This window comes from Moorena producens 3L, from assembly GCF_000211815.1.
Lineage (GTDB): Bacteria > Cyanobacteriota > Cyanobacteriia > Cyanobacteriales > Coleofasciculaceae > Moorena > Moorena producens.
Window position 1 is genome coordinate 106,578 of the sequence record NZ_GL890970.1, and the last position, 15,844, is coordinate 122,421.

Consider the following 15,844-nt stretch of genomic DNA (forward strand, 5'->3'; position numbering starts at 1 on the left):
CAGTTGCTCTTAGACAGGACATCTTAGATTCGGTGGTCGAGGGGACGGGTAATCAACCCAAATACTTTTCTCGTGAGGTTTATCACCATGCTACGAGTTCCAGTTATTTCACCTGATGGCAAACCATTGATGCCTACAAAAGCCTCTCGTGCTCGGCGTTGGCTTAATCAAGGTTTAGCTGTTATTTACCAAAACGATCTAAATGTTTTTGCTGTTCAGTTAGTCAACCAACCGTCTGGAGAACAAACTCAGGACATTGCTATTGGGATTGATCCTGGAAAGATGTTTTCTGGTATTGCTGTTCAGTCAAATAATGCCACTCTTTGGACAGGGCATTTAGTGTTGCCGTACAAAAAAGTCCGCGTACGCATGGATACTCGACAAATGATGCGAAGAACTCGTAGAAGCCGTCGAATAAACCGCAAGGTACCTTACTCGCAAAGGTCTCATAGACAAAAACGATTCTCAAATAGAGTAAGCAAAAAGGTACCTCCTTCAATTCGAGCAAACCGCCAGTTAGAGCAAAGAGTAGCCAAAGAACTTAGCCTTTTGTACCCAGTAAAAGCCATCGTTTATGAAATAGTCAAGGCTAGAGGAAACAAGGGTTTTTCTCCTGTTATGGTAGGCCAATATTGGTCAATATCTCAGCTAGAAAAAATAGCCCCAGTCACTCAAAAACAAGGCTGGGAGACTGCTCTAAAAAGGGAAGCGTTAGGACTAGTCAAGGACAAAACCGACAAAAGTCGGCAGTCAGTCAACACTCATGCGGTAGATGGGATAGCTTTAGCTGCTACTCATTTCTTCCGGCGCAAGAATTACTATCACAGCAAAGGCAAATTGAGTGTTCCAGAAAACTGCAATATAACTAACACTTTGATCTTTGTGATTAGACGTGCTCCTATAAGTCGTCGTCAATTACACCTGTTGCAATTTTCTAAAGGTGGAAAACGGCGCAAATACGGTGGAACAACTACTAGTCATGGTTTTCGCAAAGGAGATTATGTTGAAGCTGTTAAAGCCGGAAAAGTAACCCGTGGTTGGGTAAGCGGTGAAACAGCAAGACAGGTTTCTGTGAGCGATATCGATTGGAAGCGGATAGGACAATTCACCGCCCGGAAAGTCCGACTCCTAAAACGTTCAACGGGCTTAATTGTAAACTACTAATTGGAGGCGCGGCTTTCCTCCCCACCCTGTAGAGGGATGGGGTATCCAGCCGCGAAGACTGATGAGCGATGTATAGACTTCTTTCAGAAGTCGGGAACAGCGGATCTGGGAACAGGGAACAGTGGACAAGAATTCACGAAAAGCGATGCAGTCGGCCAAAGGGGGTTACCCCCACTCGCGCTTTGCATCAAGAACAGTATCAGAAAACTACTTTTTCAAGAGGTCTTATAGCAATTTGCATATAAGTTAATGATGAAAATGGGGCAAACACAATAAAATTTACTTCTTAATTGGCAATAATAAATAACTTATGTTGGATGCAAAATGCTCTATTTACTGTTCCCTATTCCCTGTTCCCTGTTCCCTAAAAAACTATAAATATGTACTTAACAAAGTCGCAAAACGCTATATGATTAATGCACTGAGTTACACTTGCATAGGTGTCGGAATCCTATTCTGGTTTTGGGGAACCTTTCCCCTAATCGGTCACCGATCAGTATTATTCAAGCTGCATAGTCTTTCAGTGGCAGATACCCTGGGATCGATGAGTATCATCGTCGGGCTGCTCCTGAAGATACCCAGTGAATGGCCGCTGCTGATTCTCGCCATTATCTCCTTGGCGATCTGGAATACAGTGTTGGGATATGTGTTGGCTTACTGTTCCAGTAGTGGGGGTGACAATGACTGATAGCTATATTTATGTCATAACCGCCCTACTGCCTTTGTCCGCCTGCATGCTGGTATTTCAGGTCAATCCATACCATGCTCTGGTGATCCGAGGCATACTGGGAGCGGTGGCGGCTTTGGTCTATGCAATGTTTGGGGCAGCGGATGTGGCTTTGACTGAAGCGTTGGTGGGTACAATGCTAGCCATTACCCTCTATGCGGTTGCGGTGCGTTCATCCTTAACCATGCGTCTGGGAGTAATCCAAGACTGGGAAGAAGTTGAGGCAGATGGGGAGTCTTTAGCAGAGGGCAAGACCAAACCGGATTTTGGGGAACTGATGGATGACTTACGGACAATTCTGAGCAAACACTATATGCGCCTTGAGCTGGTAACCTACACAGATAGGGAGACCTTGCACCGGGCGCTGATAGAAAAAGAAGTCCATGGGACCTGTACCGAAGATGAGGGATGGCTCTTTGAGCAAGACCAGAGGGGATTAGCTCCAGGAGCTACCCAGAAGGCATCACCACAGGATGATCAAGACCAGGTAGGGCAAGAGTATGAAACCCTACCTTATCACACCCAGACCAGGGTTCAACGCCTCTATGAGATCATGCAAAGTGAACTTTCATTATCGGCGACAAGCTTGACTTATTTAAATGTACCAGAGGCAGGGGGAGATCATTAATGAAATGGATTTACATTGCAGCAGGGATAGCGCTGTACGTCAAATTTATGGTTTTGCCCAATCCGGCGGCAGACTTATCAGATATGTCTATCGTCGAATCCGTTGTACAAGATAGTGGGGTGCCCAATGCGGTTTCGGGTATCATTTTCCGGAATCGGCTCTATGACACCATCTTTGAAGTGGTGGTATTTTCGATCGCGATCATGGGAGCTAAATTTCTACTGGCCGATGAAAAGCCCTTCTGCACGATCTACCAATTTACCGATAAACCATCCATTGTTCTAGCCCGTCTGGGAGCGACGATTGCTGCCTTGGTAGGTATAGAGTTGGCGATTCGGGGGCATCTGAGTCCAGGGGGTGGTTTTGCGGCTGGGGTGGCGGGGGGAACCGCAATCGGTCTAGTTGCCATTACCTCATCATTCCAGTGGATGCAGGGGTTCTACAAGCGTTGGCAAGCTGCTAGGTGGGAGAAGGTTTCAGTTCTGATTTTTATTGTACTAGCGGTTATAACCTTGACGGGAGTAGAATTACCCCAAGGGGAGTTGCAGACACTTGTCAGCGCTGCCGTCATCCCCATACTCAATATATTGGTTGCAGTAAAAGTTGCCTTGGGTTCGTGGGCAGTTATTTTGGTTTTTATTCATCATCGGGGATTGCTATGATCGATTACAGCGGTTTTCAATTCAGGGAACAGGGAACAGCGGATCACTGGAACAGAACAAAAATTATGTGTACCTTATAGTTATGAAAAACGGTGCGCTTGACCCGTAATTAAATTCGCCACGGGTCGCACCTCTGCATCGCTTTCTTATCCCCCACACCCCACACCCCACACCCCACACCCTACTCCCTACTCCCTACTCCCTACTCCCTACTCCCTATTCCCTTTGGCTGATGAAATCTCAGATACGTGACTTAAAACAACTTTATGAAACTGAGTACGATCAGTGGTTAACTGAAACAGTTAAGCGACTGAAAAATCGTCAATTAGAAGAATTAGATTATGACAACTTAATCGAGGAATTAGAAGCCTTGGGACGCAGCGAAATAAATGCTGTTAAAAGTTTACTGTTGCAGATAATCATTCATCTAATGCTGTACCAATTTTGGGAAGCAGAGAGGGGTAGAAATGCTAATCACTGGGCGGGGGAAATTATTACCTTTCGAGTTCAACTAGAGGATAAACTTACCACTAATTTACGAAATTACTTAGCCGAGGAATTACCCAAGATCTACCAAAATGCTTTATTGATTGTCCAGAAGAAAACTCAGCTTAAGTCTCTACCAGAACAATGTCCTTATTCCTTTGAGGAATTACTGGATAAGGATTGGTTTCCCAAGTGATATAGCAGTCTCCAATCTTGTTCCTCAACGACGGGACTGACCAAATCCCCCAAAGTTCTACCAAAATATCCAGAAATGTGAGAGCCCTGCGTCTTTAGACCGGGGATGAAACAGAGCGACGGGATTAATCCCGTCGTATCCATAAACTTGGGAACTCTTTTAGTTTTAAATATGTCATAATATGTATAAGGAGGTGATAGCAAAATGTATAGGACAATTCCAGTAAAAGCAATATTCACAGATGAAGAAAAAGCTTTTTGGCTATTTCAAGGCGAACAAGCGAATAGCTTATGGAATTGTGCTACCTATTACTCCAAGCAAAAACATTATACTTGGCTAAAACAGCAACCAGAAGCTTTTACTACTTACTGGAAAGAAGATGTGCTGCGTTATGGTTGGAAGACGTATAAGTGTAATGTTAATTACGCGGAACTTTGTAAAGAGCTAAAAGATAATCCTCATTACAAAGCGATGGCGGCTCAATCAGCACAGCAAACTTTAAAGTCTGTGGCTGAATCAATTACAGGTTATAACCAATTAGTCGGACTTTATTATAAAGGCCAGGTAGATAGACCAAGACTTCTTAGATATCGCCAAAAAGGCGGGTTGACTGGTGTGACTTTCCCGAGACAAGCTCTTACCTATAAAAAAGGCTTATTTTATCCCTCTGTCAGCAAAGAGAGTAAACCAGAACTGCTAACAGAAATTGTACTAGAAGCTCCAGATTTTATAGATCCAGATTGGGTCAAAGAGGTGACAATTCGCCCGTACCTGGGAGAATTATGGATTGATTGGGTGATCGACGACGGGAAGCAACCAGTCGAGAACAACCCCAATCTTGATTATTCACAGGCTTGGAGCTTCGATCATGGTGGGGATAATTGGCTAACCGGAGTTTCGACCCATGGAAAGAGCCTGATTATTGGGGAGCATCTCATTTTGGAAACAATATTACCCAAAGCAACTATATTTCAAGGGTTTCAGCCCCCTAACAAGAGCTAACGTGCCAAATTGGGATGCTCCCGATTATTGATGGTCGGAAACTCAAATCCATGAATCAGGGGTACGCCAGATTGGTTGCCAAATATAAAGCCGGTAAATCAGATTTTTACTGGGATAGCAACCTGGATCGTGTCCAACGGAAACGCAACAATCAGATGCGAGATGCGATCAACAAGGCAGCCAGATTTATAATTAACAGATGCCTCAATGATCGTATTGGAAACTTGATAGTTGGATGGAATGAACGTCAAAAAGATTCATCAAAGATGGGGAAACGGGAATCAGAACTTTGTAGTTATTCCCACTAAGAGGTTAATCGAAAGACTAAAGCAACTAGCCTGCGAATATGGAATAAAACTAACGATTACCGAGGAAGCGTACACCAGTAAAGCGTCTTACCTTGACGACGACAGCCTCCCAAAACATGGCGAAAAACCCAAAGGATGGACACCGTCGGGCAAAAGGGTAAAACGTGGATTATACAAGTCTTCTGAAGGGCACCTAATCAATGCTGACTGTAACGGGGCAGGCAATATTGCTAGGAAAGTAGCTGCACAGTTAGGAATTGACTTAACCAAGGCAGGTAGGGGATCAATGACAGTCCCACACCGGTACGATCTGTTTAACTCTCTTTCTAGATCGTACAGGACAAGAAGTGAAGTGGCACGGGTTCACCCTGCCACGTAACAACATTGTAGAATCCCCCGTGCTTTAGCCGGGGGAGATGTCAACTTTACCCGCAATCGACGCAAGGGGAGTCCGGCGCAATACTTTTGGTTCAGTATCGGAAATATAGCGATTTCTATCCTAATGAGGTAAACAAGATTTTTCCCTGTTCCCAGATCCGCTGTTCCCTGCTCCGAAGTCCCTGCTCCCTGCTCCCTAAAACCAAGGTACCCGATCGGGTACTGCTTCTAGTCTGACTGATGAGCCACACTAGGAGTAGGGAGTGTGAAGGGAGGATAGCATTTATGAAATTTCAGGCAACTTTCTGCGCAGCTACGGCATCATATACCATCAGGATTGAGAATAATGTTACGTTTTATTGCAGTTAATGGAAAATGTCAATTGCATAATGTGTAGCTATTAAGTCGATAAATTATATAGAGGCTGTATATCCGTTTGCAGCGTAAATTGGTCAGCGATGTCGATCTGGCAGATATCGGGGTGTAATCTGACAATAGTCAATTCGTCTACCGGGGGGAAGTTTAATGACAGTGAATTTCAGCAGATTTTTTCGGGTCTGTAATCCCAGTAAAACCCTGAATGTGGGGAGGGCTGAAGACCAACAATATTACATTGATTTTTCCAAGGTGCGGGGCAGCAATATTATTCGAGAACTCAGACGCACCATTACCTTCTCAGAAGACGAACCCACCTGTCAGTTGTTTACCGGACACATGGGCTGTGGCAAGTCTACCGAGTTATCGCGATTGAAACGGGAATTAGAACAACAGGGATTTCATGTCGTCTATTTTGAGTCCTCTAATGACTTGGACCTGGCAGATGTAGAGATCAGTGATATTTTGCTGACCATTGCTCGTCAGGTGATTCAAAGTCTGGAGGACGCTAAAATTAGACTCCAACCCACCCGCTTCCGAGGGTTAGTGCAAGGGGCGGCTAAGTTGTTAAACTCCGAGGTGACCGGGTTGAAATTCAAAGTTCCTGAGTTTCAGGCCGCTGGTGTAGGGGTTAACATACCTGATGAGATTGGCATCAGCTCACAAGAGGGGGAGTATTCCCTAGCCTTTGGGATTGGGGAAATTACCACCAAAGCTAAGAATTCTAAGGACATTCGCTCCCTATTGCGACAACATCTAGAGCCACGGGTCAACAATATTGTAGAAGCGATTAATACAGAACTGATTGAACCAGCTCAACAGCAGCTGCAACAGCAGGGTAAAGCTGGACTAGTGGTGATTGTGGATAATCTTGACCGGATCCATAATAAACCTAAGTCAGGGCAACGCAATCAGCCAGAATATTTGTTTGTAGACCAGGGGGAGTATCTTAATCAACTCAAATGCCATGTGGTCTACACCATTCCCCTGATTTTGGCATTTTCCAATGACCAAGAAAACCTCAGGAATCGCTTTGGTTGTGAGCATTTACTGTTACCGATGGTACAGGTACAAGAACCAGATGGTAGTCCCAGTGATGCCGGAATTGCTTTGCTGCGACAGATGGTCTTAGCCAGAGCCTTCCCAGATCTGGAGCCAGAGCAACGGATCGGTTTAATTACAAAAGTGTTTGATAGCCCACAGACCTTGGATCGGCTGTGTCTAGTCAGTGGGGGTCATGTCAGGAATTTGTTGGTGCTGCTCCGTAACTGCCTCAGGAAAGACGAGCCGCCTTTATCTCGTAACTTGGTAGACAGTGTGATTAGTCAGCGTCGCAATGAATTGAGCAGGGCAATTACACCGGATGAGTGGGAATTGCTCAGACATGTGGCTGAACACAAAACTGTCAGGGGTGAGGAGGAATACCAAATCCTGTTGAAGAGTTTGTTTGTGTTTGAGTATTGTAATGACCACGGATGTTGGTATGATATCAATCCGGTGTTAGATGATGCCAAAGAATTGAATGGAAGCTAAATATAATATCAGCTATCAGCCGTCAGCTGTCAGCTATCAGCTATCAGCCGTAAGCTATCAGCTATCAGCATTCAGCATTAACCTCTACCTGAAATTACTCAGTTCCATGACTCCCTGTGTAAGCATTCAGCTATCAGCTATCAGCTATCAGCTTTTAAATAACACAATTAAGCATTCGTTTAATCTTTGTTACGTCAGCTGAATGCTGACGGCTGACGGCTGAATGCTGAATGCTGAATGCTGAATACTTACCTCCCTGTCCGGTTAAAGGGCGTAAATGAAGTCATAAAAATATCAGGCTCATGATGTACACATAGTTGTTTAACACTCCCTCCCTTACCTGCGTCCAGTTTACGACCTAATCCCTGCTCCCTGCTCCCTAAAACCCAAAACTTTGTGCCTCACCCAATTGAGAAATACTATAAGTCATGCTAGATACAACCGCAAATCACAACCAAGATTCCTTGAGAGAACTAATCCGACTGATTACTTTTTCTCAGGGAGAATTTTCGTTGATTTTGGCGGTTGGTAACTATGGGGTATTGAGGACACAAATTATTGAGCAGTTGCAGGAGCAATGTTCTATTCCGATCAGGGAGCTGGTCTTAGAGCAATCGGTTAAAACTCTCTATACCACTATTGTGGAAGAGCTAGGTCCGGAACAGCCAGAGGCGTTGATGGTATCTGGGATAGATTCAGTAAGTTGCATTGAGGAAGTGCTGACAGCAACTAACCAGATCCGGGAAGAGTTTCGGAACTTTCGGTTTCCACTGGTGTTGTGGGTGACGGATAAGTTGCTGCAAATGCTAATTCGGTCAGTGCCAGATTTCCACAGTTGGTCAAGCTGTGTTGAGTTTGTGATTAGCAGCGGTCAATTAATTCAGTTTATTGAGCAAACCACTGATCAGGTGTTTGCCAAGATGGTAGCTTCCCGTGAAACTGAGTTTTTGCAGAGTTGTACTCTTAATTTAAACAAAGACTCTGGATCCTATGTGGAATTACACTCAGCACGACAGGACCTGGAAAAGCGGGGAGTGGCCTTAGCACCTGAGTTAGAAGCCAGTTTGGAATTTGTGCTTGGTCGAGTGGCTGATAATTGTCAAGAAGAGTCTCGACAGCATTATGAGCGCAGTTTAGCTCTGTGGAAACAAACCGATAACCTGGAACGCCGTGGACATGTACTATTCTGTTTAGGCTTGTGGTGGGCTGGTTATGCACTGTGGCATCAAGCTGAGAAGGAGCAAGCTTGTGAACAAGCAAAAGTTTATTTTCAGGAATCGGTTGAGGGTCTTGAGCAGGCTAACCGCCTCGACTTAGCTGCCAAATATATTAATTTTTGGGCAGAGGCACTTCGGCACCAGTCAAATTGGGAGGAGTTAGAGAAAGTTGCCAACAAAGCCTTGGCGCTCCATCAAACCTATTCTGATCCGTTCAGAATGGCACAAGCTTATGGCTTTTTGGCTGAAGTAGCCCTAGCCAAATCAGCCTGGACTAAAGCCCAAGAGTATTCAAAACAAGCGCTTTTTCTGCAATCAACGGCATCAGCTAAGATAGTCAATCCCTCACCAGAAGAAGAGGTTTTCTTAGACTGGAACAAGTCTTTTGCTAAGGGTTGGTATTTATTTTCCTTGGGACGAGCACTGCTTGGGGCTATGCGATCGCAAAAACATGTTGGTCAATTACAAGCAGCACTTTATAACTTGGAAACCGCGAGAGCAGAAACCAAACCCCACTATGATCCAGAACTTTATATTGGTATCTTGAAGGAATTACATCAGGCCTATTGCCAACAAGGGGACTATCTCACTGCCTTTGAGATTAAACAAGACCAACAGGGGATTGAGAGCCGGTTTGGGTTTCGGGCATTCATTGGTGCTGGTCGATTGCAGCCTAAGCAGCAGGTAACTAACCCAGTTTTAGCAACGGTTGAGTGCTCAGAAAGGATAGCGCCAGAAATTGCCGCTTCTGGCAGGGAACACTATGTTAATCGCCTGATTGAGCGCATGGAACAGGAGCGCTCTAGACTAACTGTGATTCATGGACAGTCCGGGGCGGGGAAAAGTTCGATGATTGAGGCGGGATTAATACCAGCATTAGAACGCAAAACCATTAATACCCGTCGGGTATTACCGGTTTTGCAGCGAGTTTATAGGAATTGGATTCAAGCACTAGGCAAATCCTTAAAAAACACTCTGGAGAAGAGAGTAAATTTAGCCTCTGTGCCTAGTAAGCTTGATTCAACCGCCCTCATTCTTGAGCAGTTGCACAAAAATGCTAGGCAAAATTTGCTTACTGTTTTAATATTTGACCAGTTTGAAGAGTTTTTATCAGTTTGCTCAAACCCCAACCAGAGGCGAGGTTTTTATGAATTTTTGCGAGCCTGTCTGAATATTCCTTATGTGAAGGTAATCTTGTCGGTGCGGGAGGATTATTTACATTGGTTGTTGGAATGTTGTAATAAGTTCAAAATCGATTTAGAGGTTATTAATAACAATATTTTAGAGAAGAGGATTCTGTTTTACTTGGGGAATCTTACCCCACCAGATGCCAAATTATATCTTCAAAGGTTAACGGAGCAAGCTCAGTTTCCCCTAGAGCAAGCACTGATTGATAAATTAGTGGAGGATTTAGGGAAAGAATTAGGAGAAATTCGACCAATTGAGTTGCAAGTGGTAGGGGCGCAACTGGAACGAAACCAAATTACTACCCTAGAACAGTATCAACAGCTAGGATATAACCCAAAAGCTGAATTAGTCAACCAATACTTAGAAGAAGTTCTGGAAGAGTGTGGTTCGGACAACAAACGGGTTGCTGAATTACTATTGTACTTGCTAACGGATGAAAACAACACCCGCCCTCTCAAAACTCGCCATGATTTGGAAAAAGAATTAAAAGCGTTGGAGGCTGATGTAGACACAGAGCTAAAACGATTAGATTTAGTGTTGGAAATTTTTGTAAAATCTGGCTTAGTGCTGCTGTTAAGAGAATTTTATGGTGATCGCTATCAATTAGTCCATGATTATCTGGTCGATTTCATTCGACAAAGAAAAGGGGCTGACATCATAGCCGAACTTAAAGCTGACATCAGAGCAGAACTTGAAAAAGAACGAGCAGAACTTGAAAAAGAGCAAGAGGCGCGACAACGGCTTCGGAAATGGTTGCTGAGCGGGTTAGGGGGATTTAGCGTGGTGATGACTATACTAGCGGTGATTGCAATCGGGCTGTGGCAAGAGGCAAAATTTTACCAAAGACAGGCGACCCTTGCTAAATTCAACGCTGACTATCAGCTCTCTCTTCTGGAAAAAAATCAACTTGATGCCCTTTTAAGCAGCATCAAGGGAGGGAAACTATTAAACCATAAAATAGCCAAATCAGAAATTGGAAAAGAGATTGTATCTAACCTCTGGCAAGCAGTCCAATTCACCCAAGAACGCAATCGTTTAGATGGACATCAAGGTAGTGTCTTGAGTGTTAGTGTCAGTCCTGATAGTCAGCTAATTGCCTCAGCTAGCTCTGATCAAACCATCAAACTGTGGAGTCGTGATGGCCAATTGATTAAGGACTTAAAAGGACATGAAGATACAGTGTGGTGCGTCAGTTTCAGCCCTGATAATCAAATAATTGCTTCAGCTAGTAAAGACAAAACCGTTAAACTCTGGGGTCGGGATGGAAGGTTAATTAACACCTTGACCGGACATGGTAAGGGGGTGAAGTGGGTAAGTTTTAGCCCGGATGGTGAAACCATTGCTTCCGCCAGTGGTGATCAAACTATTAAACTCTGGAAGCGTGATGGGACTTTGCTCAAAACCTTGAAAGGACATCAGGATGCTGTTTTGAGCGTTAGTTTCAGCAATGACGGAGAGTTAATTGCTTCAGCCAGTAAAGACAAAATGGTCAAACTCTGGAGCCGTGACGGTAAATTCATCAACACTCTAGAGGGGCATGACAAGGCTGTTTGGAGTGTAATTTTCAGTCCCAATAGTCAGACCATTGCTTCAGCTAGTGATGATCAGACCGTGAAACTGTGGAACCGTGATGGAACCTTACGGAAAACCTTGGCAGGACATGATGATGCGATCAACAGCGTCAGCTTTAGTCCTAATGGTGAGTGGATTGCCTCAGGGACTAGTGACGGAAAAATAAAACTCTGGACTGGTAATGGTACACCAATTTCAACCCTTCCAGGTCATAAAGATACTGTCAATCAGGTTAGTTTCACTCCTGACGGTAAGATGCTAGCCTCAGCTAGTCTTGATTTCACTGTCAAACTTTGGAGTCTTGACCAAATCTTGCCTAAGGTTTTCCAACCTACCAGCTATACAGTCTATGGTTATGGTGCTAGTTTTAGCCCTGATGGTGAGATAATTGCCTCTGGTAGTCGAGATGATAACACAGTCAAACTCTGGAACCCCAAGGAGGAGATTAGGAAACTAACCCTCCAGGGACATCAGGGTTTTGTGAATGGGGTTGATTTCAGTCCCGATGGTCAGTTAATTGCCACTGCCAGTAATGACAAGACAGTGAAACTCTGGAATCGCCAGGGCAAACTGCTACATACTCTAGCGGGGCATAGCGATCGAGTTTATAGCGTTAGTTTCAGTCCTGATAGTCAAATCATTGCCTCTGCGAGTGAGGATAGCACAGTGAAACTCTGGACCAGGGAAGGGAAATTGCTACGTACTTTAGCGGGACATACAGATGCCATTAATCGTGTCAGTTTCAGTTCCGATGGTCAGTTAATTGCTTCTGCCAGTAATGACAAGACGGTGAAACTCTGGAAGCAGGACGGAACTCTAATTACTACCCTTCCTGGGGATAGAAAGTTGTCCTCCGTTAGTTTCAGCCCCGATGGTAAGCGGATTGTGGCAGGTGCTGCTGGTGGTTCTATAGTAATCTGGAGTCGTCAAGACATCTCCTGGCAGCAATTCGAGTCTAAAAGAGTAGTAGGGGATACAAAAACTGTTTATGATGTCAGTTTCCACCCTAATCAAGACATTATTGCTTCTGGCAGTGCAGACGGAACAGTTAAACTATGGAACCCCAATGGAATTTTAATCGCAACCTTAAAGCAGGGTTCTGAACCTGTGGAGTCTGTGAATTTTAGTCCAGACGGTGAAACCCTAGTCTCGATTAACGCAGCTAATCGGGTGAGTATTTGGAATTTAGATTACAGTCAATTAAACGATGTGAATTCCTTACTGAAGCGTGGTTGTGATCAGCTCGGTAATTATCTGAAAAATAATCCGAACGTCAATAAAGAAGACAAAAAACTCTGTCAGGGAATTGAGTAGCAAGAGTAAATCAGCTGGAATATATAGCAGTTCTCATAGTAATCAGGTACACAAGATTTTTTCCCTGTTCCCTATTCCCTACTCCCTAAAACCCACAACTTGTGTAACTCACCCAATTAAGAACTGCTATATATGATCAAGCTCTGGGTGAGGCAGACTCTACCTAACTCACCATCGTGACGTTTCGCGGCTTGGTGGTACAGGCTCTTCCTCTCCGGGCTCTCTAGCGCTAGCAGCGTTATCAAATATAGTGTATTCAAGGAATGAAACATCCTCCAATAGACTATTGCTAGTAGAGTCAGGTTCGGTGATTAAGTTCCAGGAAGCTGTATCCATAGCTAAAACCTGACTAGCAGTGATTGTCGATACTGCTGTTATCCCCAGAAGGGAGAGAATTTTGTAACGTTTCATAAGTGGACTCCGTGGGTTCTCTGCTAATTCCAACTCGATTCATATATACATTTTTCCCAGATTGATGGCTCAGATCAGGATATTTCCCAGATTGATGGCTCAGATCAGGAAAGTCTCTGAGTGTAGAATATCGTAGCTTTGGCGGCTTTGACGAATCTGCGGAGGGAAAGTTCCCCATGAAGAATTGAGAATGTAGAATTAAGAATTAAGAATTGAGAATTAAGAATTAAGAATTGAGAATTAAGAATTAAGAATTATACATTAGGTATTATTCTTTATACATTATTCTTTATACATTATACATTATACATTATACCTTCAGCCTTCAGCCTTCAGCCTTCAGCCTTCAGCCTTCAGCCTTCAGCCTTCAGCCTTCTCCATTCTAAATTCTAAATTCTCAATTCTTAATTCTGCATTCTACATTCTTAATTCTACATTCTACATTCTTAATTCTAACAACTTTTAACTTTAGAACAGAGCTGATTTAATAACTCCTTTGGAATGGCCTCGAAATTTTCTAAGAGAAAATCCATTAAGGCCAGATGATGCAAGGAATCGGAAGAGGGAGTTTTATAGCGAGCACCTTGGGCTAGCCAGCTGTTGACAGCGTAAGTTGAGCGGGAGCAGATGTTAGCAATATCTTCTTGCTTAACTTGCCATTTCCAGTAAAACTCCTGGGGGGTCATGGACAGTCGGCAGTTGCTGTATAGGTAGATCAAGATTTCTTCTCGCTCGGTGATGGGACCAGGAATTGAATGTTCCCATGTGGATTGGCTCCTGGCAATTTGGGCAAGGCGGTCTAGGGCTCGCTGGCAGTTAATTAGATGATTCAGATGGTCATTTGAGCGATTTGTTGGCATGATGTAATTACCTCACACATAGCTTGTGACTGGGGACATAAGCCGCGCTTCTTGGTTGACGCACAAAGCGCGGCTTTTTGTCCAGAAATATTATCGAAATCTCGGACATTTTTATTATTACTAATAAATTGGCAAATGTCAAGGATATTTTTAGATTTTTGCAACATTTTTTTACAAATTTAAAAATTGATTAGCTTGGGGGTTTGATATATAACAAATATCAATTTTATGATGTATTTTTGGATTATATTTTAGGGAGCAGGGAGCAAGGAGCAGGGAGCAGTAGGAAAGAGCTTGGAGGATTGTTTGATGTTATGATAAATTAACAAGATTGTTAATAACCTATTGATAAAGCGGCTTTGATATTAATCAACTTACAGATTTACCGCCAACAAACACACAGAGAAGCACGCTAGCACTAAGGTATTTGTTGGTGGGTATCTGCTCAAAATGCGATCGCATTTCCCTAGGTTTAAATTGTAAATTAATTATAAATAGTCAGTTTACGGACCTGGGACTAGGGCGTGTTGTCAAACTGGTTGTATCCTAAACAATAAGCGATGGCAGAGTGCATTAATGAATCGAGTCAACTTAAGTAATCAGCCCTGGGAGAGGTGACCAGAACACTATGGAAAGTGGGTGCATCGTGGGAACATGGTTTTATCGGTGGCAAAAAGCCGGGATAGCGATCGCTCCAGCGTAACGCACCGAACCTGTAAAGACACCCACAGCATAAGGATAGATGACTGAATTCCAGATTCGCTTAGCTCAAATTTCAGATGTAGAACCTATCTTGGCATTCTGTCAATATACCTGGGAACATCAAAAAGATTACATGCACTTAGTGTTGGATAAACGGATTAACAATCCTGAAAATAAAGTTTTTGTAGTTACTCTTGATGATATCCCTGTGGCAATGCAGCAAGTAGTTATTTTGTCAAAACAGGAAGCTTGGCGAAGTTCTTTGAGAGTAGATCGTCGCTATCGAAGGCGAGGTTTATCTAAATTATTAGATTCACATATAAATAATTATTTATCTCAAGTCAATATTCCTATATTACGTTACTGTGTCTTGTCTGACAATGAAATAATGTTGAAAATTGTCTCTCGTCGAGGAGATAACAAAATCGCTAATTATAGTATATATAAAGCTAATATTTTGGCTTCAAAAATCAACAAATTGTTTAAATTATAATTGAAAAACTTTGATGATATTTGGTCTTTGGTAGTTAGAGAAAATTTATTAGATCATAAACAAAGTTTGTACACAGAAAATATTGGCAAATGTCAAACCCTTACTCCTGAGTTATTAAAAGAGTGTTTGATTGCTGGAAAAGTTTTCGGATTAATACAAAATGAACGTTTACGAGGTATAGCTATTCAAAGTTACTCGGAAATTTCAGAGGAAGATTTTTATATTGGTTATCTTCATGGAGAGCCAGAAATCTTAACAGAGCTTCTCTGTGAATTATGTAAATTAGCCTATTCTTTAGGTAAGTCAGTGGTTAAAGGTCTTTTTCCGTTGAATGATAGTTTCGGCGATGCTCTTTCCCAAGCTGCTTTTCAAAAAATAAATCAAGGTGAAATAGGGATATATAGCAGAAGTCAGAAGTCAGAAGTCAGAAGTCAGAAGTAAAACTCTTGCGCTTACAAAGGGTGTGAGACTTTTGTCATGTCCTAACTGCCCTGGCGACTGCTATATCGCTCTTCTTTCAAACCGGGTTAATTTCTTGGGTGCATCTCATTGTTGCTGTTTGATCCGGTGGGTGGAATGGGTATCAGGGGTGGAACGGGCATCAGGGGTGGAACGGGCATCTTGCCCG

General features: G+C 43.3%; 11 protein-coding genes and 1 pseudogene. 10 read left to right on the forward strand and 2 right to left on the reverse strand.

The genetic code is table 11. The features are described 5' to 3' along the window. Positions 1-87 precede the first annotated feature (87 nt). From LYNGBM3L_RS29155 to LYNGBM3L_RS29200, 8 genes and pseudogenes are all read left to right on the forward strand, one after another. A complete protein-coding gene (locus LYNGBM3L_RS29155; RefSeq protein ID WP_008189903.1) occupies positions 88-1,164 on the forward strand; it encodes an RRXRR domain-containing protein in 1,077 nt (358 codons plus the stop codon). Between the two features lie 409 nt (positions 1,165-1,573). Then, the gene (locus tag LYNGBM3L_RS29165) at positions 1,574-1,852 is read left to right on the forward strand and encodes a monovalent cation/H(+) antiporter subunit G (RefSeq protein ID WP_008189907.1); all 279 of its coding nucleotides are present in this window, start codon (positions 1,574-1,576) and stop codon (positions 1,850-1,852) included. Next, positions 1,845-2,519: a DUF4040 domain-containing protein gene (locus LYNGBM3L_RS29170; RefSeq protein ID WP_008189909.1), complete on the forward strand. Its 675-nt coding sequence runs from the start codon at positions 1,845-1,847 to the stop codon at positions 2,517-2,519. The genes LYNGBM3L_RS29165 and LYNGBM3L_RS29170 overlap by 8 nt, the downstream gene beginning before the upstream one ends. Further along, positions 2,519-3,181, forward strand: coding sequence for a Na(+)/H(+) antiporter subunit B (locus tag LYNGBM3L_RS29175; protein WP_008189911.1), 663 nt, complete (start codon positions 2,519-2,521; stop codon positions 3,179-3,181). The genes LYNGBM3L_RS29170 and LYNGBM3L_RS29175 overlap by 1 nt, the downstream gene beginning before the upstream one ends. 232 nt (positions 3,182-3,413) lie before the next feature. After that, a complete protein-coding gene (locus LYNGBM3L_RS29180; RefSeq protein ID WP_008189914.1) occupies positions 3,414-3,863 on the forward strand; it encodes a DUF29 domain-containing protein in 450 nt (149 codons plus the stop codon). 204 nt (positions 3,864-4,067) lie between these two features. Next, positions 4,068-5,552, forward strand: a pseudogene (locus LYNGBM3L_RS50690) (RNA-guided endonuclease InsQ/TnpB family protein). Between the two features lie 524 nt (positions 5,553-6,076). Then, on the forward strand, positions 6,077-7,459 hold the full coding sequence (locus LYNGBM3L_RS29190; RefSeq protein WP_008189919.1) for an ATP-binding protein: 1,383 nt from the start codon (positions 6,077-6,079) through the stop codon (positions 7,457-7,459). A gap of 428 nt (positions 7,460-7,887) precedes the next feature. Further along, positions 7,888-12,750: a WD40 domain-containing protein gene (locus tag LYNGBM3L_RS29200; protein WP_008189924.1), complete on the forward strand. Its 4,863-nt coding sequence runs from the start codon at positions 7,888-7,890 to the stop codon at positions 12,748-12,750. Positions 12,751-12,918: 168 nt separating this feature from the next. Here LYNGBM3L_RS29200 and LYNGBM3L_RS29205 read toward each other — a convergent pair whose 3' ends face one another. Both LYNGBM3L_RS29205 and LYNGBM3L_RS29210 read right to left on the reverse strand, forming a co-directional pair. Then, positions 12,919-13,161, reverse strand: coding sequence for a hypothetical protein (locus LYNGBM3L_RS29205; protein ID WP_008189927.1), 243 nt, complete (start codon positions 13,159-13,161; stop codon positions 12,919-12,921). 452 nt (positions 13,162-13,613) lie between these two features. Next, complete coding sequence (locus tag LYNGBM3L_RS29210) at positions 13,614-14,021, reverse strand: hypothetical protein (RefSeq protein ID WP_008189930.1); 408 nt, start codon at positions 14,019-14,021, stop codon at positions 13,614-13,616. 742 nt (positions 14,022-14,763) lie between these two features. On the opposite strand from LYNGBM3L_RS29210, the gene LYNGBM3L_RS29215 reads away from it, so the two are divergent. Further along, on the forward strand, positions 14,764-15,216 hold the full coding sequence (locus LYNGBM3L_RS29215; protein ID WP_008189932.1) for a GNAT family N-acetyltransferase: 453 nt from the start codon (positions 14,764-14,766) through the stop codon (positions 15,214-15,216). Continuing rightward, positions 15,217-15,657, forward strand: a complete 441-nt coding sequence (locus LYNGBM3L_RS29220) for a hypothetical protein (RefSeq protein ID WP_008189935.1) — start codon at positions 15,217-15,219, stop codon at positions 15,655-15,657. Positions 15,658-15,844 lie beyond the last annotated feature (187 nt).